The following is a 26,478-nucleotide window of genomic DNA, read 5'->3' on the forward strand; positions in this document are numbered from 1 at the left end:
CCCCCGAATGAAAGGGGACGGGCATTGAACTCTGTAAATGTACAGTATATTCCAAATTACGAAAAATAACAACCCGTTCAGGGATTTTCCTCCGCAAGGCTTCCTCTGCGCTTCCACCTGCCCGAAAGATAGTAAAGCACGCAGAAAATAAAGCCCCCCACCCAGCCGATACCGAAGCCCTGAAACATCCGCTCCGGCCCGAAATGGTTTGCCAGATAATAGACCGCCGGAACCCGCAGCACGATCATAGAGAGGATGGTTGCCAGCATGGGGACCACGCTGTCTCCCGCGCCCCGCATGGCTCCGTTGAGAATATACATCACGCCAAAGGTCACGTAAGGGGGCATGATGGCAAACATATAGTGTCTTCCAGCCTCCGCCACCTCCGCCTCGGGCGAGAATAGGCGAAACAGCGCGTCGGACGCGGGCAAAAGCGCCGCCGTCATCACAAGGCACCAGAGCACCGTATAGATCACCGCAATGCGCACACCGGCATGCACCCGCTCCGGCTTTTTTGCTCCGGTATTCTGACCAACAAAGGCCGTGATGGAGTTGGTCAGCGCCTGCACCGGGAGAAAGGCCACGCCGTCCAGCTTGTTTCCCACGTTATAGGCGGCGGTATACGCCGTTCCGAAGGTGTTGACCTTGCTCATCACCGCCATGATGCCAAGGGACACCAGAGACATTTGAAGCCCCGTGGGAATGCCCAGCGCCATCACCTGACGGAACAGGGTTTTGTCAAAGCGGAAGCAGAAGGGGTGCACCGCAATCTGGGGATAGTGCCGGTTGATATAAAAAATGCCCAGCAACCATGAAACAAGCTGAGAGACAACCGTCCCCAAAGCCACGCCTGCCACGCCCATCCCGGCGTACAGCACCAGAACGAAATCCAGAATAATGTTTAAAACCGCAGCCACGGATAAAAACAACAGCGTTGCCCGGCTGTTTCCAATGCCGTTTAAAATGCCCGCGTTGGTGTTGTAGCCGATGGTGCCCACCAGTCCCGCGCACACAATCATCATGTAAACCCACGCGCCGTGGTAAACCGCCTCGTCCACCCGCAGCAAAAACAGGAACGGCTTCACCGCAAACAATGCCAGCACCGTCACCGGAATTACGGAGACAATGAAGGTGGTGTAAATGGTGTCCACCGCGTCCCGCACCCGGTCGGGCCTGCCCGCACCATGATACTGGGCGATAACCACCGTGCCGCCGTTGGAAATCCCCATAAACAGGGAGATAAACATAAACATCACAGGAAAGCCCACGCCCACAGCGGCCAGCGCCTCGTCGCCCACATAGTTGCCAACCACCCAGGAGTCCACCATGTTGTAAAACTGCTGCAAAAAGCTTCCCAGCAGCAGGGGGAGGGCAAACAGAAAAATATGTCCTGCGGGGCTGCCAGAGGTCATGTCCCGCAGGCCCCGGTCCTCTCTGTCCATAAAAGCTCCCGTCCTTGTTTTATTTCAGTTGCGCCAAATAGTTGCGCTGCTTATACTTTACTCCCTTTTTTCACTTCCGGCAACGGCCTGATGCAAAAATCCTTGTATTTTTCCACAGGAGCGGATAAACTGTGGAAAAAGGAACAGAAGGAGGAGTTCTTTATGAAGCTGATCTCGTGGAATGTCAATGGTCTGCGGGCGTGCCTTGGAAAGGGCTTTCTTGATTTTTGCGCCTCTGCGGACGCGGACGTTATTTGTTTGCAGGAGACGAAAATGAAGCCGGAGCAGGCAGATTTTGACCTGCCGGGATATGAAAAATTCTGGAACAGCGCGGACAAGCCCGGCTATTCCGGCACGGCGGTGTTTACACGGGTTCCTCCCGTGAGCGTGACCTATGGCTTCGGCGGCGACGAGCACCGCCACGAGGGCCGGGTCATCACCGCCGAATTTGAGCAGTTCTATCTGGTGTGCTGCTACACGCCCAACGCGCAGGACGGGCTGAAACGCATTGATTACCGGATGCAGTGGGAAGACGACTTCCGGGCATATCTTCTGGAACTGGACCGGGTGAAGCCCGTGGTCCTGTGCGGCGATCTGAACGTGGCCCATCAGGAGATGGATTTGAAAAATCCCAAGTCCAACCGAAACAACCCCGGCTTTTCCGATCAGGAGCGGGGAAAGATGACCGCGCTTCTGGACGCGGGCTTTTCCGACACGTTCCGGACTCTTTATCCCGAGCGAATTGCCTATTCCTGGTGGAGCTATCGCTTCCGTGCCCGGGAGAAAAACGCGGGCTGGCGCATTGACTATTTTATTGTTTCTCAGCGGCTTCAGGAACGCGTGGAAGACGCGGTCATTTACGATCAGGTTTTTGGCAGCGACCACTGTCCCGTGGGCTTGGAGCTGACGGTTTAACGCAGATCCTTTGGTTTTATCTGGCTGCGCTTTTTGGCACCTGTCTTTTATGAAAATTTTTATCCCAAAAGGGCGGCCATGTCCTCGATTTCCAGCTCCTGAAGCGCCCAATTCACGCCGTAGCCCATCACCCGGGCCAGCTCCCGCACCTGCGCGTCGATGTCCCGGGGGGTGACGGTCATGGGCTGCTTGCGGCTGCGCAAGCGTTTTTCGTCAAACTCCGTTATGCCGGACTCCTCCAGAAGGTCCGCCGCCAGCGTGGCCGCATCCACGACTGTGGGAACGCCCACGGCGAACACCGGCACGCCCAGAGAGTCCTTGTTCAGCGCGGCGCGGTGATTCCCTACGCCGGAGCCGGGAACGATGCCGCTGTCGCTGAGCTGGACAGCGGCGCAGACCCGTCCCGTCCGGCGGGAGGCCAGCGCATCAATGGCGATGACAAAATCCGGCTCCACTTCCTTCACAAGGCCCCGGACCGCCTCGGCAGACTCCACGCCGGTGGTGCCCAGCACACCCACTGAAAACGCGGACACAGGCCGAAAGCCGCCGAACTGCTTGGGCATGGCCGCCCGCAGATGCCGGGTGATGAGCACGCTTTCCAAGGTCAGCGGACCCACCGCATCCGGCGTCATGGCACGGTTACCAAGGCCGATGACCAGCGCCGCTCCATCTCCGGGGAGCATCGCCTTCAGCTCCGCGCCCAGTGCCCGGACCGCCCGCTGAAAATAGTCTTCCTTCCTCTGCCAATAGGCGGTGAAATCTAGCGTGAGATAGGTCCCCACTGGTTTACCAAGAGTTTTTGCGCCGCCTGCGTCCAAAATTTCAACCCGCGTCACGGGATAACCCTCCCGGCGGGACTTTCCCGCCTTCACTCCGGAGAGCTTTGCGGTCTTCTCCGCGCCCTCCTGCCACAGCTCTTGGGCCTCCAGCGCCAAGTCCGTCCGTTTTGTATACATTGATTGCATGCCGCCTTCCACTAAATGTAGTGTCTTTTTTGTAGGTTTTCCGGAAGTGGACACACTATGCAAAAAATTAAGGTTTTTTTGGAAAAGGGCTTGCTTTTTGCGCGCAGAACTGCTAAAATATCATTCTGCACGGTGAGATTCTAATCTCTCCAGATTTTTAATTTGCCAAAGGAGGTGTTTGGTTTGCCGAATATCAAGTCTGCCAAGAAGCGCGTTTTGGTCTCCGCAGCGAAAAACGCTCGCAACAAGGCCGAAAAATCCGAGCTGAAGACCGCCATCAAGAAGTTCGAGGCCGTTGCCGCAGAAGGCAATCGCACCGAGGCCGATGGCGTATACAAAGTCGCGGTGAAGAAAGTCGATCAGGCTGTTGCCAGCGGCGTTCTGCACAAGAACACGGCTGCGCACCGCAAGAGCGCAATGACCCTGAAGCTGAATAAGCTGGGCTAAGAATGAGGCGTCCGCTTTTGCGGGCGCCTTTTTGCGCCTACATTTACTTTCAACGGTTGTTTTTAGTGTTTACGTCCCGTTTCTGGCTGTCAAACAGGCCTCTTTTTTACGGTGACATGGGACGAAAAGTGAACCCGGTACAATTCATGTTGACAGGGCGGACAGTTAAAACTGTCCGCCCTGCTTTTTTACATAAAGAGTTGCAGTCTGTAAAGCGCGAGTCAGCCAACAATCAAAGCATCAGCAATAGCTGCCGCCAACACTGTTTCAGGCCGTCCGCATCGGCGACAATCCCCATACATTTACACAAGGGCTGACTGCAAAAAGGTCCCTTAGATGTCATATGGTAAGCAATACTGATCCAACCATGATTTGGGGAAAAACTCTTTTGCAGGTGCGTACCCCACCCCACAGACACGCACCCAATTTGGATCTAACATGAAATTAAACTCTTTCCCATCCTTAAAATAAATTTTGAATCCGTAACTCCAACCATCGTAATCTGCACTTTCCATATTTTTAAACCTGAACGCATTCAGATGGTCAATCACATCCTTAATCACATTTTTGTTATTGGTAATATGCTGCTCAAAGTTATATCCGTTGCGAAATTCAATACTGTCCACATTAGAAGCACTTAAAACAAATAATTTCTCCATGGCCGCGTTTTGAAATAAATTTTTCCCGTTGTAAAGTATTTGTGAAAGCTCGGCAACAGTTATCGGTCTATTGGGCCCAAAAGTTGAATCACCAAATCCGTTTATAAGAGAGTTTGCTTCGGCAAATAAAACGCCGCTGCGCAAATCATCAGGAATGTCATTAAAATCTGTAAAACGGCTTGATAACTTAGGTTGAGCAACCTTAACATCAGTCCTGCCAAAATAAGCATAGAGCGCATTGGCTGTCTCTGCACGGGTCATAGGGTCAGTTTCCTGTTTTAAATCGTCCACGATCCAAAAACTTTTAGTCCAATTCATAGCTGCCCGATATATTTCCCTGTCTTTAGCATTGCTGTCCATCACTAAACCCGGTTGATAATATGTACCGTCATAGTTAGAAGTCGAATTTGATAATATTTGTGAAAAAACTCCCCACGTTACAATATTATCAAGGGATTTCTCAGCCTGTGGTACTCCATGAAACAAGTGATTCTCATCGCAATAATTTACCGCATCTGCACACCATGCCGGAGCCTTGGCATATCCGAATACGGGGACGACCAGAGTCACCGAAAGGCAAAGAACTGCACAAACAAGACCTTGAAAAATCTTTTTCATATTCTATTACTTACATTATAGATTATTAATGTTGATTGCTCGAAGAATTGCCTCATTGTGTTCATCAATACACGCAATATCCAAGTATCTTCCATAGAGTGCCTCCCCATCCGCTATTTTTATAAAACTCAAATAGTACCCGGTAGTTTCACTTTGCAGGCGGGTATAAGCGTAACCAACAACACCATGGTCTCCATAATAGGAATGCTGATTAAGTGATAAATAAAAGGGCCTATGATTGATTAACTCCGATTTAACATTGTTGAACGTCGCGTCTTTGCTTGTCACAGTAGCATTCACACCATATAAACCAAATGAACCGGCAATATAGGAGTCTAACGTACCAAGACGAGAACCGCTTGCTTCGTTAAAATATTTATTTTTAACACCGTAGTCAGCGACAGCTAAGAAAATATCGCTGTAATTCTCCGAGGTTATCCTTAAGATTCAAATTCGTTATGGAATCGCCGCCATAAACAAACGGCCCCTCATATTCAGGGATAGTATCCGCTGCATCGATAATTCCATACTGACAGCCTGAGCAGGAAAAATAAGGACTGAAACCACCATCATCACTGCGAATAGACACTGCAAACCCTTTTTCTTCACAAATAATATTTTTTATTTTGTATGATTAGAACAGAATTCAACATTTTTATTGTTGAATTTATTTAAATTATAGCACCCCAATTTTAAATGTCAATTTAGACTACCAATAAATTACATTTCATGTGGCAGCATAGGTATGCTCAATTTTTACCTGAACTCAAAGAGTACCCAAGAGGTATTCATATGATTGAGAATGTCGGGGGCATTGGCTAATAAACGCCATGGAGGCTGTGCCGAGTTTTTTGATGAGAATCTGATTCTTCTACCAGACTTTTTCCACAAACTGAATGATGGCCGCGGGAAGTTTCCCGCAGCCATCATCTTTTGTGTACTTGCAGCCATTACGCTCCGGCGCGTTTTGGCCCTGGATCAGCCACAATCGGCGCTGCCTTTTTAATCTGTCTCTTCGGGCTGCGTCGTCCGCAAGATATAACGATTTTTGATCCGCTGCAAGTGATTGTACATAGCCTGATAGGCAGACTCATAATCGCCCAATTCCAAAGCATCTACAATGGCAATGTGCTCCTGCGTCGCAGATTCAAAGGAAATGGCCAACGTAGAACTGAGCATCAGACAGCGGTTGCTATGGGTGTTAATCCGCTCCGTCAGGTCCAGAAGAAACCGGTTTTCAGTCCCCCGGGCCAGCGTGGTGTGGAATATATAATCCTGATTGATATACTCCAGATAATCAGACGCGCTGGACATCAGGGACCGTTTCTGACAGTCAATACTTTCGCGCAGCATTCGGATCAGCGCAGGCGTTGCTTTATCCTTCAACTGTTCCATGACTAGAAGCTCAACGGACTGACGCACCAAACTAATGTCGGCAATATCATCTTCGGTGAGGGGCGATACGACAATACTTTTTCCCTGGACTTTTGCCAGCCCGTCTTCTACCAGACGGTGCAGTGCGGTGCGAATGGGTGTCCGGCTGATAGACAGCTCTGCACTGAGCTTTTCCTCTATCAGCACGTCATTCGGAGCAAACTGGCTGGATACAATCGCATCTCGTATCACCTGATACGCCTTTTTAGACAGTGTTTCACTTTTTTTAAGGGGAGCTAATGACAAATAAACCGCTCCTTTTTATCTTTTAGTCAACGACAGCACAGCAACGCCTATCAGCGCGGAATCAAAAACATCAACCTTCGATCAGATAGTTCTCCAGTGTACGCAGCATAATGACCGGCAGTTTCCCAAAGGAATATTCCTTATGGACGCGCTCGGTCCATTTGTGGGCATCCTTGCCATGGCAGCCGAAGTTAAAGGCGGGAATGTTCAATCGCTTGATTTGATCCAGAGGAACATTGTAATGTCCTTTCATATTGGGGAGATTGCTGATCAGTGTTTCCGCCGAGCTTTCCGTGTCGTCCAGCTTCAAATAGCTGCTGTCGGTGAGGACAGGAAAAAACTGCATCATTTTCAAATCCTCGCCCATTTCTTTGCCGATTTTTTGAAGCAGGCCGGTGACGCTGTCCAGCAATGCCGCTTCTTCAGGAACCTCGCGCTTGAGCGTGTTCCGCGGGCAGTAGGGGGGGGACAGGAATAAAACGACCGTGGGCGTATTGATGCTGACAACAGTGGCAAGATGCTCCACCATTTTCAGGCACATCTCCCGGCGATCCATATTCGCTTCCAGCGCATCCTTGGTGATGGCGTCCAGATCGGCGTCCACATCGGACTTGACCGACAGGGCCTTTGCGTGAAGCTGGCTGTAATCCATTACCTTCAGGCTATACTCACGCTTCTTGTACGTCATGCCGGTCATCTTGCAGTAAACCTTATTCTGCTCGTCTGTATAGCCATCCACCGTTTTAAGGGCATCCTCCGCCACTTTGCGCAGGCGGGCGAAAATATCCTCTATCTCCATATTGTGAATAAAATAGTTGAAATAGACAAACGCAGAGAATGCAGTCTGAACGTCGTAGGAGGGCTTGAGGTCCTTCATTTTCAGGACGGTGGGGGGCATGGCATACTCATGATTGTATACGTCGCTGAACTCCGCGCGCATGTCCATGTTGCGGACAATCTCAGAAGCCACCATAGAGGCGCTGAACCCATCAAAGCCCTGCCCGGAGTGCGTAGGCTTTCCGATAATATAAAAGCAGGGCAAGATTTTCCCCACGGCGCCGGCATGGAAGTAATGGCTGGTGTCACCGGGGTAGGCGGGAGAAATAAAATCGGTGTTCAGGGCCATTGCATAATCCAGACCGTATTTGACCTTCAGCTCCTCCAGAACATCCAGAGACTCAATAATGCCGGTGTGTTGATTTTCCTCCACAGGATTGGTCATGAAAATCAGGTTGCCGTCAAATTTGTCCAGATGCTCGGTAAAGTAACGCATCAGGGCCATATTGACCGCATCACCGCACTTCATATCCGAAGCGCCGCGGCCAAACATCCATTCGCCGGACTCGATATCAGCCTGCACATCAGGATCGGTGGTAATTGCTTTGATTTTCTCCGGCAGCGCGTCACAGTCAAACGCAAACTCCTTGATAGATCCGAAATCATCAATACCAACCGTATCGTGATGACCGTGGAGAATGATTGTCTTCTTGCTGTTGCTTCTGGTGCCAAAGGCAATGGCCACCACATTAATTCGGCCGTACTGGTCATTTTTTAGCGGCTGAATCATGATCTGGTCAGGGTGCTCCCGGAAGTAGGGCAGCTTGCGCAGCCAATCGGCCATATACTCCGCAACAACACGCTCACCGGTAGAGTTGTTCAGGCTGGGAATTGCAACAAGCTCCTTGGTCAAGGCAAGAGTCTCCTCATAGAACGGGTAATTCTGCATGGTAGAAGTGCCTCCTAATCTCATAAAATATATGGATAGATTTGAAGTATGACACTACCATGGCGCATTGGTTTTTACACTTTGCACTTTGTATACAGAGAATGAACGACTACATTGTAGCGTATGGCAGTTCGCTTTGTCAACCCAAAGGCAGGTGCAATGAGAAAAAATTCCAGCTGCAATTTAGTAAAATTAAACAAACAAATTGAAAAATAGCAACTGGCTATTGACACAAGAATACGACATGTGTTAAAAGTAAGGTGCGATTTACCATGGAATTTAAAAGCATTCGTTTTACCCAATCTTTGTATACAGAGTACAGTACACTGGAATGAGAATGAATAAAACAACCAACGGCAAGCGCGCATTTTGATATGTGGAGATCCGGATGGACCGAATTGGAGGTCAAGCTTCAAGCGGTTTATCTGATTTTCAAAGGGCCCCGTTTTCGCTGTGTAAGCGAGGGAGCGCCGACTGGCCAGGGCGTATCGGATGACACTGCCCGTCCGGGCCATATCAGCCTGTTTTGCAGCGCAGCTTATGCAGTTCAAAGGGGGGACCTGAGCCAAAACAAGATATTGAGGAGGATTGAAGAAACATGAAAAAGATCTTTGCGACGCTCCTGGCCAGCACGATGATGCTGGGCCTAGCGGCCTGCGGCGGCGGAAACAGCAGCGGCGGTTCCGGAGGCCAGAGTTCTCTTCCCCAGGGCAGTGCTGCCCCCGAGTTTAAAATGACTGTGGGTTCTACCGTCCAAGATGACTCCGCTTCCGGCGTTGCGCTGCTGGAATACTTTAAGCCTTACATAGAGGAACAGTCCGGCGGCCGCATCCAGGTTGAGGTGCAGAACAACTCCGTTTTGGGCGGCGACCGGGAGCTGTATGAGGCTTTGCAGCTCAACACCGTCCAGGGCTCTTTTGGTCCCATGTCCACGTTGGCCAATTTTGAGCCCAACTACGCTGTGTGCGACCTGCCCTTCCTGTTTAACGGCAAGGACGACGCCTATGCTCAGCTGGACGGAGAATTCGGCGCCAAGCTGGCCGAAAATCTTCCCAATATCGGCATGCGCCTTCTGGCTTACGGCGAAAATGCTTTTCGTAACATTTCCAACAGCGTTCGTCCAATCAACACGCTGGAGGACATCAAGGGGATGAAAATCCGCGTGATGGAGTCTCCCGTGAACATTGCTACTTATACCGCGCTTGGCTGCAACCCCACTCCCATGGCGTTCAGCGAGCTGTACACGGGTCTTCAGCAGGGCGCCGTGGAGGGACAGGACAACGGTATTGTTCTGACCTACACCTCCAAGCTGTATGAAGTGCAGAAGTACTACACCTACACGGGCCATATCTACGCCGCAAACGGTGTGGTCCTTTCCGAAGCTTTTTGGAAAACCCTGCCCGAGGATCTGCAAAAGGTTGTGGACGCCGGGGCCAAGTACGCCATGGAGAATCAGCGCCGCCTGAACACCGAGATGGAGGAAACTCTGGAGAAGACCATGTCCGACGCCGGCGTTCAGTTCAACAGGCTCTCGGAGGACGAACTGAATCGGTTCCGGGAGGCCGCCAAGAGCGTGTGGGAGCAGGACGGCATCAAGAGCCTGATGGACCCTGAAATTTATGAAATGGCCGTTGCGATTCGTGACAATTAATCAGCCTAATCCAAACTGATCGTCATGCGGGGAGCGGAGAATGCTTTCCGGCATTCTCCGCTCCCTTGTGTTGAACCGAGTACGGCGGCGACCGCTCACAGCAGTCAGCCGGCCGAATGAGATGGGAGCATTTAAAAATGAAAGAGACACTTCTAAAGGTCTGGGACCACTTGGAGGAATTCTTCCTAATCCCTTCGCTGATCATCAGCACAGGTCTGATTTTTTTTCAGGTTATTATGCGCTATGTTTTTCATCACTCTCTGAGCTGGTCTGAAGAGGTGGTCCGTTATCTCTATGTGTGGCAGACCTGGGTCGGCGTCAGCTATGCCGCCCGGAACGGAAGCCATCTGCGGATTACTATGCTGAAAGACCGGCTGCCCGAAAAGGGACAAAAATGGCTTGAGGTATTTGTTTCTATCGTCTGGGTCGGATTTGCAGTTTTTATTATGATACAGGGCTTGAGTGCGGTCCATGCCATCGCCTCTTTCGGCCAGAAATCCGCTGCCCTTCGTATCCCCATGCAGATCTGCTACATGTCCATCCCCGTGGGCATGGTCCTGATGAGCATCCGTCTGATTGAGCGTACAATAAAGTCCTTGCGCAAGTCGGAAGGAGGAGCTGCTGAATGAATATCGCACTGCTGTTTGGCGTGTTTTTTGTTCTGGTCATGTTGAGCGTGCCCATTGGCGTATCTTTGGGCGTGGCCACCTCGCTGACCATTGTCTTAACCAGTAATATCGGTCCAATTATGGTGGCCCAGAAGGCCTTTACTGGGCTGGACTCCTTTACACTGATCGCCATTCCTTTCTTTATGCTGGCCGGCAACCTGATGGCCCTGGGCGGAATTGCCCGGCGAATCGTCAACATGGCAGATGCGGCGGTGGGAAAATTCACCGGCGGACTGGGCATGGCGACGATCATTGGATGCATGTTCTTTGCGGCCATTTCCGGTTCCGGCCCCGCCACTGTCACAGCCATGGGCTCCATTATGCTTCCTGAAATGGAAAAGCGGGGCTATGATAAGGGCTTTGCCACCGGCCTGACCGCAACCGCCGGTACCATTGGCGTAATTATCCCCCCCTCCATTCCCTTCGTAATTTACGGTGTTGCCTCCGGTACCTCCGTGGGTGACCTGTTTAAGGCCGGCTTTATCCCCGGTATTTTGATTGGAATTGCCCTGATGATTGTGTGCTATTTTATCTCCAAAAAGCAGGGCTACAAAGGATCCGATCACAGGCAGGATGGGGAAAAGAGCCTTTGGAAGACCTTTCTGGACTCCTTGCCCGCGCTGATGGCACCTGTCATCATTTTAGGCGGGATTTACGGAGGCATCTTTACCCCCACTGAAGCCGCCGTGGTGGCCACTGTCTACTCCTTGATCGTGGGTAAGTTCGTCTACCACGAGCTGACCTGGAAGATCGTGCTGGAGTCTTACCGCTCCACCGCCGATATGAATGGCTTTACCGGTCTGGCTTTGGGCTTTTCCATGTCTTTTGCCGCTTATCTGGCCATGGAGCAAATCCCCAGCAAGGTTGCCAGTGTTCTGCTGGGCGCCATCTCCTCCGAATGGGCCCTGATTCTGCTGATCATCGTCATCCTTCTGATCGTAGGCTGCTTTGTGGACAACATTTCCTCCTGCCTGATTCTGACCCCTGTGTTCCTGCCTATCATCACAGGCATCGGCATGAGCCCCGTTCATTTCGGTATTATGATGACCGTGGCGCTGGCCATCGGGTTTGTAACTCCCCCCTACGGCGTCAACCTGTTTGTTGCTTCCGCTGTGGCCAAGCTAAAAATCGAAGTCATTTCCAAGGCAGCGATTCCTTTCATCCTGGCGATGCTGGTCTGTCTGCTGCTGATTGCCTTTATCGAACCGATTTCCATGCTATTGGTTTGGGTGCTGTAACAGGAGTCTCCATGCCATGCGCCAGGCTGTGTAGCATTTTTTAATTTGAAGCGGCACCGCATAATTCGCTGATGCCGAATTGTGCGGTGCCGTCTTCTAAACTAAAGAAATACCTCTTGATTGGGCTTTAGCCGATCTTAGAGATTGTGGTGGGACTGTTGAATTAATCCGTGCGCTGATGTTTTCAGGGAATGTGGAAAATCAAAATTTAGGGTGGTGAATCGGTTGGTGAAAGAGAGAGAAGTGACGCTGTGTTGCGGAGAGAATCGCTGTTCGGTGAAGATACCGGGGCACATCCGTTTCCAATATGCCCCCCTTAACCCGGCGGAACATGCCGCCGATCCCGCAAGGCTCATACAGGAGGCTTTAGATCATCCCGTGGGAATGCCACGCATCGAGGATTTGGTACAACCCGGGCAAAAAATTTGTATCATTAGCGACGACAATACCCGTTTCACACCGGTGGCCCTCATCCTGAAAGAGCTTCTTCCCCGGCTGGAGGGCGCCGGTGTCTGCCGGGAAGACATCTTTATTATCATGGCGCTGGGCAGCCACCGCCCCATGACAGCGGAAGAAATGGCCGCGAAACTGGGGCGGGACGTGTGCCGGAATTACCGGGTATTCAACAGTGAGTTTGAAAATCCCGCGCTGCTGACCCAAGTGGGCGTCAGCGCGCTGGGAACACCGATTCGCGTGATGAAAGCTGCGATGGAAGCTGATTTCCGCATTGGAATCGGCAGTGTTGTGCCTCACGGCTGCATGGGCTGGAGCGGTGGAGCCAAGATTCTCTATCCGGGCATTACATCGGCGGATATCGTATCCGAGTTTCATGTGATGCAGGGACTGCGGGATGAAATTCTTCTGGGGATGGTGGAGTGCCCGGTCCGCCTGGCTGTGGAGGAGTGGACCCAAAATATCGGGCTGCATTACATTATCAACACCGTATTGGGTGAAAACGCAGCCGTATATTCCGTTTCTGCGGGGCACTATATTCAGGCCCATCGCAAGGCCGTGTCCTCAGCCCGGAAACTATATGGCGTTTCGGTGGAGCAGCGGCCCGACGTGGTGCTCTCGTCGGCCTATCCGATTCACATGGATTTTTGGCAGTGCGGCAAAGCCACATATGGTCCGACAAAGGTACTTCGCAAGGGCGGAGAATTTCTTCTGCTGGCGGAATGTAAAGAGGGCGTCGGCCCCCATCCGCAGATGCTGGACTATATGTCCATGGAGAATGGGAAGGACGCGCTGCAAAAGCGCATCCGGTCCGGTGAGACGGGTGAGGACCTGCTGGCCATGGCTGTGGGGGTCAGCATGGGGCGGGTAGTCCGGCATGCCCATGTGACACTGGTCAGCGATGGATTGACGGCGGAGCAGTGTGAACGGGGCTGGATGGCCCATCGTCCGCAGGCTGCCTTGCAGCAGGCGCTGGAACAGGCCCTCGCAAAGTTTGAAGACCCTTTCCTGTTGATTATTCCGGAGGGGGGAGAGGCGATTCCCATGTTGGGGGAACCGGTATGAATTTTAAAACCTTTTATATCAACAACCACCGAATTAAATATCGGGAAGCGTTGTTGGACGACCCGATATTTGAAAAGTTCTATCTGATTGAAAACCCCCATCAGGAAGATATTGTGGCCATTCCGGACGGATGTGTGGACATTCAATTTACCTGGGAGAACAATTCATGCCGCGGCTATGTCTGCGGAAGCTTTCTTCAGGGGAAAAAGTCCAACATCAGCACGTATCCGCGCTGCTTCGGGATGAAACTGCATCCCGGCGTTCAGTTTGAATTTTTGCAAAAGCAGATTACGAAGCTGGTGGGGTGCCGGGTTCCACTTTCTAAGTTTTTAGAAATTTCCTCTTTTGAACAAAGTCTTGGCAAGCTGGCCTGCTTTTCTGAAATGATTGAATATTCAAGCCGTTTTTTCGGAGAACAGGAGATTGCGCCGGTCAATAGGATTGCCAGCAGCGCGGTCAAGCTGATTGTCGGCACGCCCGGCTCCCTGCGGGTATCCGACATGATTCAATTGCTGGGATACAGCCAGCAATATCTCAACAGCATCTTTAAATATTGCTTCGGTGTCTCCATGAAAAAGTATTCCGATATCATCCGCGCGCAAACTGCAATTACTTATCTGGACACTACCAATCTGATGGATGTCATTATCGACTTGGGCTATTACGACCAGGCCCACTTTATCCGGGATTTCAAACAGTACACCTCTCTGACGCCAAAGTATTTTGTCGATCAGGTATGCAGAACCAAGGCGGGCATAGTCGTATAAAAAACTCCGCCGAATGTCGTGCCCGCGCCGCTTTTCCTACGGTCCGGCGGCAAGGAAACCTAACTGGTGCGAACAGCCCACGGAAGACGAAAAAACGAAACAGAAACCGGAAAGACAATGATTGGGGAAGCTTCATTTTTTACAATCAATCCAACCTGCCTTTGCTTACAATAAAGGAAAGTTGGTAAATCATCAAAGCAGGTAAACTGTCTTGTGACACTGGAAAAATCAGAAAGGAAGATTCTATTATGACACAACACGAAAGAGTCCAATCCCTGATGCCCCCCATGGCCATGCATGACAAATCGACCCCCTGCGTCGTAAAAGGCGAGGGCTGCTATCTCTATACAGAAGACGGCCGCAAGATTCTGGACTTCGCCTCCGGGATTGCCACCAATGCCCTGGGCCACTGTCACCCCAAGGTGGTTGCCGCCGCGGAAAAGCAACTGCACACGCTGGTCCACGCCGGGCACAACATCCTGTATTACGAGCCCTACACCACGCTGGCGGAACAGCTGATTGAGAAGACCGGCGGAAAGTACAAGCTGTACTTTTCCAACTCCGGCGCCGAGGCCAACGAGGGCGCCATGAAGCTGGCGAAATATGCCACGCAGCGCCCCGTCATTATCTCTATGAAGAATGCGTTCCACGGCCGGACCATGGCCACCGCCACCATTACCACCTCCAACGCCGCTTATCGCAAAAATTACGAGCCTATGATGCCCAGTGTGTATTTTGCGGAGTATCCTTACCTGTTCCGCACGCCCTATCAGATGGAGGACGGCAAGTGCCCCAAGGAGTACTTCACCCAGTTTTACGATCTGTTCAAGAAGATTGTCGAGCCCTCCATGGTGGCGGCCATTATCATGGAACCGATTCAGGGCGAGGGCGGCTATGTCGTTCCTCCCTTGGAGTGGCTGAAGTATGTCCGCGCGCTGTGCGACCAGCACAGGATTCTCCTGATTTTTGACGAGATTCAGTCTGGCTTCGGCCGCACCGGTAATCTGTATGCATGGCAAACGCTGGGCATTGAGCCCGACATTTTCACCTCCGCCAAGGCCATCGGCGGCGGCCTGCCTTTGAGTGCCGTGTTTGGCAAAAGCGAAATCATGGACAAGTGGGGCAAGGGCGCTCACGGCGGAACCTTCGGCGGAAACCCCGTCTCCTGCGCCGCGGCCTTGGCTGTGATGGAAGAGCTGTTCGAAGGCGGCGTTCTGGAAAACTGCCGCAAGATGGGCGAAATCGTCCGCACAAGAATGCATGACCTGCAACAGAAATACAGCGTCATCGGCGACGTCCGGGGCATGGGCCTGATGAACGCCATGGAGTTTGTAAAGCCCGAGGACAATGCGCCCAACGGGGCATTGTGCTCCGCCGTGATTACCGAGGCGCTGAAGCGCGATCTGCTGCTGCTGAGCTGCGGCGCCGACAAGAACAACATCCGCCTGATTCCCCCTCTGAACGTGGACGAGGGCACGCTGGACGCCGCTTTTCAAATCATTGACGAGTCCATTGCCGCTGCACTAAAGAGCTGATAAAAATTACTGGAATTATTTTGGAGGTTATTGTAAAATGGACACACAGGAATATCTGAAATCTCTGGTTTCTTCCGCCCGCACAGCGCAGAAGGAGTTTGAGAAATACCCTCAGGAAGTGGTGGACAAGGCCGTGAAAGCCATCGGCAAGGTCATTTATGACAATGCCGTAGAGCTTGCCCACATGGCGGTAGACGAAACCCGCATGGGCAATTATGAAAGCAAAATCGGCAAGTGCCGCAACAAGTCCAAGAGCGTCTGGTGGCGCACGAAGGACAAAAAGAGCCGCGGCATCATTGAGCGGGATGCGGAAACCGGCATTATGAAGGTGGCCAAGCCCATCGGCGTCATCGGCTGCATTGCACCCACCACCAATCCCGTCATCACGCTGATGCACAATTCCATGTGCAGTCTCAAGTGCGGAAACGCCATTATCATCTGCCCTCACCCCCGGGCCAGAAAGGTGGGTGTGAGAACAACGGAGCTGATGATTGGAGAGCTGGACAAGCTTGGAATGCCCAAGAATCTGATCCAGATTATCCCCGAGCCCACCATGGATCTGTCTGCCGGACTGATGTCGGTGGTGGACCTTTGCATCTGCACCGGCGGCCCCGGCATGGTCAAGGCGGCGTATTCCTCCGGCCGACCCGCCTACGGCGTGGGTCAGGGCAACGTGCAGGTACTGGTGGACCGCGATGTAGACCTCAACGAGGTTGCCAAGATGGCGATTACCGGCCGCATTTTTGACAATGGCGTGCTGTGCACCTGCGAGCAAAACCTGATTTGCCCCCGGGAGAAGGCCGACGAGATGATTGCCGCCATGAAGGCCAACGGCGCTTACTACATCGACAACGAGGTTGATGCTGAAAAGCTGCGCAATAGCTGCTTCCCTGACGGGATGCTGAACAAGGACTGGCCCGGCGCCAGCGTCCAGAAGATGGCCAAAATGGCCGGGCTGGAGGGCGTGCCCGCCGACGCCAAGGTCATTTTGAGCTGCACCAAGGGGTATGCCCACGACGACGTTCTGGCAAAGGAAAAGCTGTTTCCCGTCATGGCACTGTTCCTGTACGACACCTGGGAGGAGTGCATGGAAATTTCCCGCGCAAACCTTGAAATGGAGGGCATCGGCCACAGCGTGGTGATTCACTCCAACACCGACGCACATATCGAGGCTGTCCCCGAGGTGATCAATGTCTCCCGTTACGCGGTGAATCAGGTAGGCGGCACGGCCTTGGGCGGTGCCATGGACAACGGCCTGAATCCCACTACCACGCTGGGCTGCGGCACGTGGGGCAACAACGCCATCAGCGAGAACCTGTGGTTCTATCACCTGATGAATGTCAGCCGCATTTCCTACAAGGTTCCCACAATGTACATCCCCACCGACGAAGAAATTTGGGCCGACTGATGAAGTAACTTACTGCATATGGGAGCGAAAAACAATCATGGAAGATTACAAGAGCAAATTTGTAAGCCTTAAAGAAGCTGCCGCCCGGGCGGTGCAGTCGGGAGACTGGGTGGACTATGGGTTTGGCGCAGGCTTTCCCGAGCTGATGGACAGGGCGCTGGCCGCACGGAAGTCCGAACTGCGGGATGTAAAAATCCGGGGCGGGCTGGTGATTCGCCCCCGCATTGAGGTGGTTGAGCAGGATCCCGAGCAGTCCGCCTTCACCTATTACAGTTGGCACATCGGAGACTACGAGCGCAAGCTCCAAAGCCGGGGCCTGTGCCGCTTTATGCCCATGATTCTGCGCCAGCTTCCGGAGCTTTACCGCCGTCATATCCGGGTGGACGCAGCCTTTGTTCCCGTTTCCCGGCCGGACGACAAGGGCTTTTGCGGTCTGGGTATTTCCAACTACGCTTGGCACACCATCTTTGAAAACGCCAGGACGGTGGTCTTTGAAATCAACGAGCATCTGCCAAGACTTCAGGGCGTGAACGGGTCCCACAGGGTCCATCTGTCGGAAGCGGATTATATCGTGGAGGGCGAGCACGAGCCCCTGCCTCTGCGCACCTATCGAGAGCCGTCTCCGATTGATGTGGAAATTGCAAAGCGTGTAGTTGCGGAAATTCCCAACGGCGCGGTGCTGTCTTTGGGGGTCGGCGGCGTGCCCTTTACCGTGGCAAAGCTGCTGGCGGATTCTGATTTAAAGGACTTGGGCTGCCATACCGGCACCATCAGCGACGCGTTTCTGGCCCTTCACAAGGCCGGAAAGCTCACCAATGCCCGGAAAGAGCTTGATACCGGACGCTCCACCTGGAATTTGGCCATGGGCTCTCTGGAGCTGTACGACTGGCTGGAGCAGGAGCCTCAGCTTTTTTCCCCCGGCGATGTGGATGCTGTCCATGCGCCGGAACGGATGTGCAAAATGAAGAACTTTATCAGCATCAACGGCGGCGTGGAGCTGGACCTGATGGGTCAGGAGAACGCGGAGTCGGCAGGCAGCCGCCAGCTTTCCGGCACGGGCGGCCAGCTTGATTTTCTGGAAGGAGCATTTCGCTCCGAGGGCGGAAAAGGGTTTATCTGTCTGGCCGCTGCACACAAGAAGAAGGATGGGACGCTCAAGTCCAGCATTGTTCCCTTTATCTCCGGCGGAAGCGTGGTCTCCGCACCGCGCAGCATGATTCAATATGTGGCGACAGAGTACGGCGTGGCCAAGCTGTCAGGTCTTTCTTTAAAAGAGCGGGCAGACGCAATGATCTCCATTGCACACCCTGACTTCCGAGAGGAATTGGCCCGTTACGCACAGGAAAACTTTTAATAGGGCAAAGGGCGGACGGCTTCGGCTGTCCGCCTTTTGCTATACCTTAAATTACAATCTGGCAGCCCACCATCAAGCAGAGCTTTACAGTTTTTTATTGTCCATTCTATTTGCACAAAGTCTTGCCGTAGAGCTCTATTTTTGTTAAGATAACAATAACTTCCAGAAATGCGGAAGCAAAATGGCATTCCGGCGTGCCCTGTGGGGGCGGCTTAGAAAATCTTGGCTGCGCTGCAACGGCGCGGGACAGTAAAACAGGAGGAATGAAGCTTGAACCAAGAACGTAAAAAGTTGTATCGGCGCATACCGGCGCTCCTGCTTTTGGTCGCAGTGACCTTCAGCGGCGCAGCAATTCCCGCCGTGGCGGCAGACCTGCCGGCCGAAAAAATTGGGCCTGTCATTACTGCCCCCAAAGCGCTGCCGGAGGGATATGCTCCGGGTGAAGGCACGGGTCAGTCTGCAACCACCTTGACGATGAAACGAGCTGCTATGGCACGCAGCGTGCAGTTGATGGGCCTGATGACGACTGAGGACGTAAGCTATTTGGATGAAGCAGAGCAGCCCCAGACTGCGGAAGCTACACCCGTCACATCGTCCACTGCAAGCTTAGGCTCCATTGACACTGAAAGCTGGTATTATGTGGAGAACCAAGTAATTATCAGCGGCAGTCTTACGGTTTTGGGAGATGTGCATTTAATTTTAAGCGATAGCTCAATCATTGAAGTAGAGGGTGTCACAGTTAATGAGGGAAACAGCCTGACCATTTATGCGAATTCCACAGATGAAAATGAAATGGGAATTTTGATTTCCAATGCCGCGAACGAAGCCGCAGGCATTGGCGGAAGCAACTCGAAATGCGGCAATATTACCATCAACGGCGGAAATATTTCAGCTTCCGGCGGAGGAAACGGCGCAGGAATTGGCAGCAGCGGACCACATGATCAGGGCGGCGACATTACCATTAACGGCGGTATCGTGCAAGCGAGGGGCGGGCAATATGCTCCCGGCATCGGCGGGCGCTATAGCGGCGGAACTATCACCGTCAACGGCGGCACCGTGACGGCCACGGGCGGCACAGGCAACGCCACAGGCGTCGGCGGCGCTGCGGGGATCGGCAGCGGGCAGCGGCAATCCTTAACCGCAGTGTTGAATGGAGGAATAATTGCCATTCATGGAGGGACAGTGATTGCCCAAGGCACAGACGGCGGCGCAGGCATTGGAGGCGGCGCCGCGCAAGGCAATGATACTGCTTCCGGTGCAAACGGCGGCACAGTCAACATCACCGGCGGTACCGTGACGGCCACGGGCGGCAGCGGAAGTGTGAACAGCGGCGGTGGCGCGGGGATCGGCGGCGGTGGCAGCGGTGAATATGGCAATGGTAGAGGGGGAGACGGCGCTGCTGTCACTATCAGCGGCAACGGCACAAAAGTGACGGTTACAGGCGGCGATTTTGCACCCGATATCGGTTCGGGCGGGGGCATTTCCTCTAATGATAACGGTAGCTTAGCTGTTACAGGAGGAGAACTGGTGTTTGCAGGCAGCGGCACAAACGCCGATTCTGTTTCTTTCAAGGATTGCGAAGTGAGCGGCGATGGCGCAGGGACCCATGCGGGCAGCTATAACGGCGATGGAAATAAAATATCTGCGGATGGCGACTGGACGGTGGCGGACCTGTCCACTGATACGTACACCTATACAGGAAGTCCGATTACCCCGGAGCCGGAGGTGACGTATCTTAGTGACCCACTTGAAAAGGACACGGATTTTGCCTATTCCTATGCGGAGAACACCAATGCCGGGCAGGCTTCTGTGACAGTAAGCCTGCAAAACGGCCGCAGCGGCAGCAAAACGGTATATTTCACAATTTCAAAGGCAGCGGTCACCGTAACAACATGGCCCACGGTTACGGAAAGCGTGGCGATAAATACGGTGCTTCGGGATATTTCGTTAAGCGGAGGGGAGGGCTCTGTTTCAGGTACCTTCGTATGGGAACATCCCGATTCCGCAGCGACAGAAACCGGGGACTACGCGTTGCTTTTTGTCCCAGAAGACAGCGACAACTATCATACGGTAAGCGGAGGAACCACGCAAATCACCTGTATCGCCGGAGGGACGAGCGGAGGAAGCGGGGGAGGAGGAGGCGTTAGCTTCATCAGCAGCCCTGCACCCACCGTCACGATTCTCCCCATTCCACAGCCCGGCTGTCCCACGGTTGGACGCGTTTCGGGCAAAACGGCGGGAACCAATACGCAGAAAACCTTCACCGTAACCGACAGTCTTGTAAAAGCAGCCCTTGAAAAAGCGCAGACGGAAGCCAAGACACAGAATCGCACCGCTTACGGCATTGGCGTGCAGCTTGTTCTGGATAGTCCTGCGGCCGCAGGGCTGACCCTGACGCTGGAGCGTGCCGCTCTGAATCGGCTGGTCAGCACCGGGGCAACACAATTTGAAATCACAGGTGCACCAATCTCTCTTCTACTTGACAAGCAGGCCCTTTCGGAGCTTCAAACACACAGCACGGGAACTGTGACGCTTACAATAAAGCCGGTGACAGTTGAGGGTGTCCGCAATGCGTTCGACATTACCATAACCTCTCTGAAGGACGGAAATCCCGTAAACATCTCAAGCCTTGGAACCGGCTCCGCCTCTGTGTCCATTCCCTCTGCGCCGGGCAAAAATGAGACGGCGGACTACCTCTATGCCGTGCATGTGGATGAAACGGAAAAGCCTAGCCGTATACCCGATTCCTTCTATGACGCAAGCAGCGGCAGCGTGCGATTCAGCACGAATCATTTCTCCGTGTACGGCGTGGGCTATTTGGCTCCGTCCTCCAAATTCACCGATATCAGCAGCCATTGGGCAAAGGAATCCATTGACTATGTGGTAGGACGCGGACTGTTCGGAGGAACCTCGGACACCTCTTTCGCCCCCGACGCTGCCATGACCCGCGGAATGCTGGTGACAGCCCTGGGCAGGCTGGCGGGCGTGGATACGAACGCTTACACCACCAATCGCTTCTCCGATGTAAAAGCGACCAGCGTGTTCCGCCCCTATATTGAATGGGCATACGGTGAAGGAATTTTTCAGGGAACCGAAAGAGGCAGGTTTGAACCCGGCCGCGCCGTCACCCGCGAGGAAATAGCGGTGATTTTCGCAAATTACGCAAAAGTCACCGGTTACACGCTGCCTGTGACGCGCCCCACCGCTGTCTTTGCAGATGCGTCCGAAATCGACAGCGCCCACAAAGCGGCGGTCACGGCGGTGCAGCAGGCCGGCATCCTGATGGGCGACAGCGCCAGCAGGTTTCATCCTCAATCCAGCGCCACTCGCGCCGGGGTCAGCGCTATGCTCCACAGGTATATCAAGCTGACCATTGATCCCGCCACTGCGCAGGGTTGGGCGCTGAACGATGTCGGGCAGTATTTGTACTACAAGGACGGAACGGTGCTGACAGGTACACAGAGCATTGACGGTGTGAAGTATGATTTCAATCCCAACGGCACTCTGAAAACCGGATGGGTGCAGGACAATTCCGGAAGCTGGCACTTTTATTTCGGGAACAGGCTGTTTACCGGCTGGCGGGATGAACCCGGAGACGCCAGCAGGACCTATTATTTCGACGCCCACGGCAACATGATTTCCGCGAAATGGCTGGAGATTGACGGCAATTGGTATTACTTTTACCTCGACGGCTCTCTCGCCAAAAGCACCAGCATTGATGGGGCTGAGGTGGATGCGCGCGGCGTGAGAATAACAAACTAGGCAAAAATGCATCAGGCAGAGGCGGGAACCAATGACTGGTTCCCGCCTCTGCTTTTCGTATTCAGTCCGTCTTGTCCCCCGGTATACAGGCAGTCATAAGACAGCCTGTATACCAGAAAGGCGGTTTAAGTTTATCCGCTTTGCTTAAAGCAGCGGGAAAATAAACAGCTTGAACAGGAACAGCGCACCCAGCACCCACATCACGATGCCGGGCTCCTTGGCCTTACCCTGCACGACCCGCACCAGCAGATAGAACAGGATGCCGAACATAATGCCCGCAGAGATGGAGTAGCCCACAACCATGAAGATGATGGCAAACACGCCGGGAACCAGCGCCTCCACCTTGGACCACTCGAACTCCTCCATGGGCTCGCACATCATGATGCCCACAACCACCAGCGCGGGGGCTGTGGCAAAGCTGGGGATGGCGCCGATCACAGGGAAGAAGGGAACTGCCAGCAGGAACAAAATGGCAGTGGTGACGGCGGTGAGGCCCGTGCGTCCGCCCTCCTCCACACCGGAGGCGCTTTCCACAAACGTGGTAACGGTAGAGGTGCCCAGAATGGCGCCCACCGTGGTAGCCACGGCGTCGGATGCAAAGGCCTGATTGACACCGGGGAAGTTTCCGTTTTCATCAATCATCTTTGCCTTGGTAGCCACACCTGCGAAAGTCCCAAGCGTATCAAAGATGTCCACATACAGGAACGTAAGCGTAACCATAATAAACTGGGTGATATTTTTGCCGCTGGCAAAAGCATCCCGCAGACCGGAAAAGCACAGGCCAAAGGTTTCCGCAAGGCCCGAGAAGGAAGTGAAGCTGATCAGGGCAGAGGGAAACAGGGAATATGCGCCTGCTTCGGGATTTACCTGATACCAGCCGATTCCCTGAGCAGCCATACCCAAGAACCAGGTGAGGAAAATGCCGATCAGCAGCGCACCCTTCACCTTTTTCATCCACAGAATCACCGTAATGGCGATGCCGACAAGCGCCAAAAACACGCCGGCCTGGGTCAGGTTCGGGTTTACCTCCACGAGGGTAGCGCCTCCCACAATGATTCCGGAATTCTGGAAACCGATGAACATGATAAAAAGACCGATACCAGCCGAGATGGCCAGACGAAGCTGCTTGGGAATCGCAGTGAGCAGCTTGGAGCGTATACCTGTAAGGCTGAGCACCAGGAAAATGCAGCCCTCCACCAAAACCGCCGCCAGCGCAAAGGACGGGGAGAAGCCCATGGCGAATACCACCGTATAGGTAAAGAATGCGTTCAGGCCCATTCCCGGCGCCTGCGCAAACGGCATTCCGGCCCACAGACCCATCAGCATGGTTCCTATGCATGCAGACAGAGCCGTGGCCAGAAAAACGCCCCCCTCATTCAGTCCGGCCTGGCTCAAAATCCCCATGTTTACCGGAAGAATATACGCCATGGTGATAAAGGTGGTAATACCCGCCAGAATCTCTGTTCTGACGGTACTCCCGCGCTCGGTGATCTTAAAAAATTTGTCCATTGGATACCTCCTAAAATAGTAAGGGTCTTGTTTTGGTCACACGGCCCCCGCTGTCTTGGCCCCCCTTCCCCCGCTGTGCAGGCGGCTTCTCAATTGGTCTTATCTTCGCGAAAAATTGAAAACCGCGCCGCAAAGATACAAACCAAGGGTTTTCCATACAGTACAGCATATTACATAAGAATGCCTAATATACAGTATAACATTTTATACATAAATGTCTATCATGGAAGTTTTCACAAAAAATATTAAAATAAGTTTGCATCTGTGCACCTCCTTTTCAACAAGTTTTTTTAAACTTTATAACTTCTGTCGAATAAAACCCCGTGTTTGTTTACAGACTGTTCACATCAAATGCATAATTCCGCAATGTTTTTCGGGTATCTTAAGAATCAGCAAAGGGGACTCCCACCCCGATGCGTTTTCTCCCTCCTAAAACACACACAGCAAAAGGGACCGCTTCGGCGGTCCTTTTTGCGTGCTTTTTTTAAAGCGGCCCTGCGGCTGGCAAAGAACCGCTTTTGTATCCCGCGCCGCCTGTAAGATTCCTGCACGCCGACGGGCCCTTCGACACTTTCCGTATTGCGAAATGTCCCGGCGTGGTATACTATAAGAACAAGATTTTTTACTCGGGAGGCGTTTTGCATGAAAGACGGTTTTATCTCTGTCGCCTGCGGCAGTCCCCGGCTTCATCTGGCGGACTGCGCCCGCAATGCGGAGGAAACCTTTACCCTGATGCGCAAGGCGGAGCAGGCGGGGGTGAAGGTTCTGATTCTGCCGGAGCTGGGTCTGACGGGTTATACCTGCGGCGACCTTTTTTATCAGGAAACCCTGCTGCGGGGCGCGGAACAGGCCCTTTCCACCGTGCTGGAGGCCACCCGGAATCTGGAGGTCGTCACGGCCGTGGGCCTGCCGGTCCGGAACGAAAACAGATTGTATAACTGCGCAGTAATTATACAAAAAGGAATGATTCTTGGGGTCGTGCCCAAAGCGCACCTGCCCAATTACGGGGAGTTTTACGAAAAGCGGCAGTTTTCACCCGCGCCCCGGGAGCCGCTGAATATGGTGCGGCTGTGCGGAAGCGAGGTCTGCTTCGGCGCGGAAATTCTCTTTTCCTGTGAGGAAATTCCAGAGCTGACGCTGGGCTTTGAAATCTGCGAGGATTTGTGGGCGCCCTGCTCTCCCTCCGTGACCATGGCGCAGACGGGAGCCACTATCATCGGCAACCTGTCCGCCAGCAACGATTTGGTGGGGAAGGACGCATACCGCCGCCAGCTTGTGACCATGCAGTCGGCGAAGCTTTTGTGCGGCTATGTATACGCCAGCGCGGGGGAGGGGGAGTCCACCTCCGATGTCGTGTTCGGCGCACACCAGCTTATTGCGGAAAACGGAACCCTACTGGCAGAGCAGCGGTTTGAGGGCGGCCTTTTGATTTCTGAAATTGATGTGGCGCGGCTGTGCTATGAGCGGAGGCGGACCCAGATCATGCCGGAGCGGCCTATTTCATCTTCTCCTGTTACAGTCCCATTTTCCCTGACGGTAGAGCGCACAAAGCTTACCCGCTACGTGGCCCCCATGCCCTTCGTTCCGGAGGGACGGGAGGATCGGGACGCTCGCTGTCGTGAAATTCTTTTAATCGCGTCCTTGGGCTTAAAGCATCGGCTGGAGCACACGGGGTCGAAAACGGCCGTGGTGGGCCTTTCCGGTGGTCTAGATTCTACGCTGGCGGTGCTGATTGCCGCCCTTTCCATGAATTTGCTCGGCAGGCCCATGACGGATATTGTGACGGTGACCATGCCCTGCTTCGGCACCACCGACCGCACGAAAAACAACGCGGTGATCCTGGCGGAGCGGCTGGGGACCACGCTGAGAACCGTGGATATCTCCACCACCGTTCGCAGCCACTTCCGGGATATCGGTCAGGACATGAACGACCACTCTGTCACCTTTGAAAACGGACAGGCCCGGGAGCGGACGCAGGTTTTGATGGACATTGCCAACCAGACCGGGGGCCTTGTCATCGGCACCGGGGATTTAAGCGAGCTGGCCCTTGGCTGGTGCACCTACAACGGTGACCACATGAGCAACTACGCCGTCAATGCCTCCATTCCCAAGACGCTGGTGCGCCATCTGGTGGCTTATCTCGCCCGGGATAATCAGGACAAGGACGGGGACCTCACCGGCGTTTTGGAGGATATTCTGGACACGCCCGTATCCCCGGAGCTCTTGCCCGCCGTGCGGGGCGACATTGTCCAGCGGACCGAGGATTTGGTGGGGCCCTACGAGCTGCACGACTTCTTCCTGTACTACTTTCTGCGCTGGGGCTTTGATCCGGGGAAAATTTTCCGTATGGCGCTGTACGCATGGAGCGAGCGGTATGACCGTACGGTAATCTTGAAGTGGCTGCGGGTGTTTTATCGGCGGTTTTTCTCCCAGCAGTTCAAGCGCAACTGCCTGCCGGACGGGCCGAAGGTCGGCTCTGTGGCGGTATCCCCCCGGGGGGACTGGCGAATGCCCAGCGACGCGCAGGCCGCCCTTTGGCAAGCAGAGCTGGACGCACTGGAATAAGCGCCCAGCGGCGCAATGGGCAAAAGGCCCGGATTTAATAGCTTTAAGGAG

The 26,478-nt window shown here is 53.4% G+C and carries 18 protein-coding genes; 12 read left to right on the forward strand and 6 right to left on the reverse strand.

Annotated elements, in window-relative coordinates; translation table 11 throughout:
* Positions 1 to 77: 77 nt before the first annotated feature.
* On the reverse strand, positions 78 to 1,442 hold the full coding sequence (locus ABVS15_RS08545; protein ID WP_369283311.1) for an MATE family efflux transporter: 1,365 nt from the start codon (positions 1,440 to 1,442) through the stop codon (positions 78 to 80).
* 162 nt (positions 1,443 to 1,604) lie between these two features.
* On the opposite strand from ABVS15_RS08545, the gene ABVS15_RS08550 reads away from it, so the two are divergent.
* Complete coding sequence (locus tag ABVS15_RS08550; RefSeq protein ID WP_369283312.1) at positions 1,605 to 2,357, forward strand: exodeoxyribonuclease III; 753 nt, start codon at positions 1,605 to 1,607, stop codon at positions 2,355 to 2,357.
* A 59-nt stretch (positions 2,358 to 2,416) separates the two neighbouring features.
* Here the strand turns inward: ABVS15_RS08550 and gpr are convergent, their stop codons facing one another.
* Positions 2,417 to 3,313 (reverse strand): GPR endopeptidase, encoded by an 897-nt coding sequence (gene gpr, locus ABVS15_RS08555; protein ID WP_369283313.1) that lies wholly within the window; start codon positions 3,311 to 3,313, stop codon positions 2,417 to 2,419.
* 192 nt (positions 3,314 to 3,505) lie between these two features.
* Between gpr and rpsT the strand changes: the two genes are divergently transcribed.
* Positions 3,506 to 3,769, forward strand: coding sequence for a 30S ribosomal protein S20 (gene rpsT / locus ABVS15_RS08560; RefSeq protein ID WP_293008924.1), 264 nt, complete (start codon positions 3,506 to 3,508; stop codon positions 3,767 to 3,769).
* 332 nt (positions 3,770 to 4,101) lie between these two features.
* On the opposite strand, the gene ABVS15_RS08565 is transcribed toward rpsT, so the two are convergent.
* From ABVS15_RS08565 to ABVS15_RS08575, 3 genes are all read right to left on the reverse strand, one after another.
* On the reverse strand, positions 4,102 to 5,046 hold the full coding sequence (locus ABVS15_RS08565; RefSeq protein ID WP_369283314.1) for an S-layer homology domain-containing protein: 945 nt from the start codon (positions 5,044 to 5,046) through the stop codon (positions 4,102 to 4,104).
* 1,002 nt (positions 5,047 to 6,048) lie between these two features.
* Positions 6,049 to 6,726, reverse strand: a complete 678-nt coding sequence (locus ABVS15_RS08570; RefSeq protein WP_369283315.1) for a GntR family transcriptional regulator — start codon at positions 6,724 to 6,726, stop codon at positions 6,049 to 6,051.
* A gap of 70 nt (positions 6,727 to 6,796) precedes the next feature.
* Positions 6,797 to 8,452: a M20/M25/M40 family metallo-hydrolase gene (locus ABVS15_RS08575; protein ID WP_369283316.1), complete on the reverse strand. Its 1,656-nt coding sequence runs from the start codon at positions 8,450 to 8,452 to the stop codon at positions 6,797 to 6,799.
* A gap of 598 nt (positions 8,453 to 9,050) precedes the next feature.
* Between ABVS15_RS08575 and ABVS15_RS08580 the strand changes: the two genes are divergently transcribed.
* From ABVS15_RS08580 to ABVS15_RS08620, 9 genes are all read left to right on the forward strand, one after another.
* Positions 9,051 to 10,103 carry a TRAP transporter substrate-binding protein gene (locus ABVS15_RS08580; protein ID WP_369283317.1) on the forward strand — a complete coding sequence of 351 codons (1,053 nt, stop codon included), beginning with the start codon at positions 9,051 to 9,053 and terminating at the stop codon, positions 10,101 to 10,103.
* Positions 10,104 to 10,240: 137 nt separating this feature from the next.
* Complete coding sequence (locus ABVS15_RS08585) at positions 10,241 to 10,732, forward strand: TRAP transporter small permease (protein WP_369283318.1); 492 nt, start codon at positions 10,241 to 10,243, stop codon at positions 10,730 to 10,732.
* The gene (locus tag ABVS15_RS08590) at positions 10,729 to 12,009 is read left to right on the forward strand and encodes a TRAP transporter large permease (protein WP_369283319.1); all 1,281 of its coding nucleotides are present in this window, start codon (positions 10,729 to 10,731) and stop codon (positions 12,007 to 12,009) included. Before ABVS15_RS08585 ends, ABVS15_RS08590 begins: the two co-directional genes overlap by 4 nt.
* Before the next feature lie 228 nt (positions 12,010 to 12,237).
* Complete coding sequence (larA, locus tag ABVS15_RS08595; RefSeq protein WP_369283320.1) at positions 12,238 to 13,527, forward strand: nickel-dependent lactate racemase; 1,290 nt, start codon at positions 12,238 to 12,240, stop codon at positions 13,525 to 13,527.
* Positions 13,524 to 14,294 carry a helix-turn-helix domain-containing protein gene (locus ABVS15_RS08600; protein WP_369283321.1) on the forward strand — a complete coding sequence of 257 codons (771 nt, stop codon included), beginning with the start codon at positions 13,524 to 13,526 and terminating at the stop codon, positions 14,292 to 14,294. Before larA ends, ABVS15_RS08600 begins: the two co-directional genes overlap by 4 nt.
* Before the next feature lie 248 nt (positions 14,295 to 14,542).
* Positions 14,543 to 15,829 carry an aminotransferase class III-fold pyridoxal phosphate-dependent enzyme gene (locus ABVS15_RS08605; RefSeq protein ID WP_369283322.1) on the forward strand — a complete coding sequence of 429 codons (1,287 nt, stop codon included), beginning with the start codon at positions 14,543 to 14,545 and terminating at the stop codon, positions 15,827 to 15,829.
* A 37-nt stretch (positions 15,830 to 15,866) separates the two neighbouring features.
* Positions 15,867 to 17,237, forward strand: a complete 1,371-nt coding sequence (locus ABVS15_RS08610) for an aldehyde dehydrogenase family protein (protein ID WP_369283323.1) — start codon at positions 15,867 to 15,869, stop codon at positions 17,235 to 17,237.
* A 37-nt stretch (positions 17,238 to 17,274) separates the two neighbouring features.
* Positions 17,275 to 18,591, forward strand: coding sequence for an acetyl-CoA hydrolase/transferase family protein (locus ABVS15_RS08615; protein WP_369283324.1), 1,317 nt, complete (start codon positions 17,275 to 17,277; stop codon positions 18,589 to 18,591).
* Positions 18,592 to 18,861: 270 nt separating this feature from the next.
* Positions 18,862 to 22,353, forward strand: coding sequence for an S-layer homology domain-containing protein (locus tag ABVS15_RS08620; protein ID WP_369283325.1), 3,492 nt, complete (start codon positions 18,862 to 18,864; stop codon positions 22,351 to 22,353).
* A 144-nt stretch (positions 22,354 to 22,497) separates the two neighbouring features.
* Here ABVS15_RS08620 and ABVS15_RS08625 read toward each other — a convergent pair whose 3' ends face one another.
* Complete coding sequence (locus ABVS15_RS08625) at positions 22,498 to 23,862, reverse strand: NCS2 family permease (protein ID WP_369283326.1); 1,365 nt, start codon at positions 23,860 to 23,862, stop codon at positions 22,498 to 22,500.
* 642 nt (positions 23,863 to 24,504) lie between these two features.
* On the opposite strand from ABVS15_RS08625, the gene ABVS15_RS08630 reads away from it, so the two are divergent.
* Positions 24,505 to 26,427: an NAD(+) synthase gene (locus tag ABVS15_RS08630; RefSeq protein WP_369283327.1), complete on the forward strand. Its 1,923-nt coding sequence runs from the start codon at positions 24,505 to 24,507 to the stop codon at positions 26,425 to 26,427.
* Positions 26,428 to 26,478 lie beyond the last annotated feature (51 nt).

The organism is Oscillibacter sp. GMB15532 (genome assembly GCF_041020825.1).
Lineage (GTDB): Bacteria > Bacillota > Clostridia > Oscillospirales > Oscillospiraceae > Oscillibacter.

What these genes read in the sequence shown, in the direction of transcription:
- ABVS15_RS08565 (WP_369283314.1), bottom strand. Translation starts at nt 5,046, where the DNA reads ATGAAAAAGATTTTTCAAGGTCTTGTTTGTGCAGTTCTTTGCCTTTCG.
- ABVS15_RS08575 (WP_369283316.1), bottom strand. Translation starts at nt 8,452, where the DNA reads ATGCAGAATTACCCGTTCTATGAGGAGACTCTTGCCTTGACCAAGGAG.
- ABVS15_RS08625 (WP_369283326.1), bottom strand. Translation starts at nt 23,862, where the DNA reads ATGGACAAATTTTTTAAGATCACCGAGCGCGGGAGTACCGTCAGAACA.
- ABVS15_RS08580 (WP_369283317.1), top strand. Translation starts at nt 9,051, where the DNA reads ATGAAAAAGATCTTTGCGACGCTCCTGGCCAGCACGATGATGCTGGGC.
- ABVS15_RS08605 (WP_369283322.1), top strand. Translation starts at nt 14,543, where the DNA reads ATGACACAACACGAAAGAGTCCAATCCCTGATGCCCCCCATGGCCATG.
- ABVS15_RS08550 (WP_369283312.1), top strand. Translation starts at nt 1,605, where the DNA reads ATGAAGCTGATCTCGTGGAATGTCAATGGTCTGCGGGCGTGCCTTGGA.
- ABVS15_RS08615 (WP_369283324.1), top strand. Translation starts at nt 17,275, where the DNA reads ATGGAAGATTACAAGAGCAAATTTGTAAGCCTTAAAGAAGCTGCCGCC.
- ABVS15_RS08585 (WP_369283318.1), top strand. Translation starts at nt 10,241, where the DNA reads ATGAAAGAGACACTTCTAAAGGTCTGGGACCACTTGGAGGAATTCTTC.
- ABVS15_RS08545 (WP_369283311.1), bottom strand. Translation starts at nt 1,442, where the DNA reads ATGGACAGAGAGGACCGGGGCCTGCGGGACATGACCTCTGGCAGCCCC.
- ABVS15_RS08610 (WP_369283323.1), top strand. Translation starts at nt 15,867, where the DNA reads ATGGACACACAGGAATATCTGAAATCTCTGGTTTCTTCCGCCCGCACA.
- ABVS15_RS08590 (WP_369283319.1), top strand. Translation starts at nt 10,729, where the DNA reads ATGAATATCGCACTGCTGTTTGGCGTGTTTTTTGTTCTGGTCATGTTG.
- gpr (WP_369283313.1), bottom strand. Translation starts at nt 3,313, where the DNA reads ATGTATACAAAACGGACGGACTTGGCGCTGGAGGCCCAAGAGCTGTGG.
- ABVS15_RS08600 (WP_369283321.1), top strand. Translation starts at nt 13,524, where the DNA reads ATGAATTTTAAAACCTTTTATATCAACAACCACCGAATTAAATATCGG.
- ABVS15_RS08630 (WP_369283327.1), top strand. Translation starts at nt 24,505, where the DNA reads ATGAAAGACGGTTTTATCTCTGTCGCCTGCGGCAGTCCCCGGCTTCAT.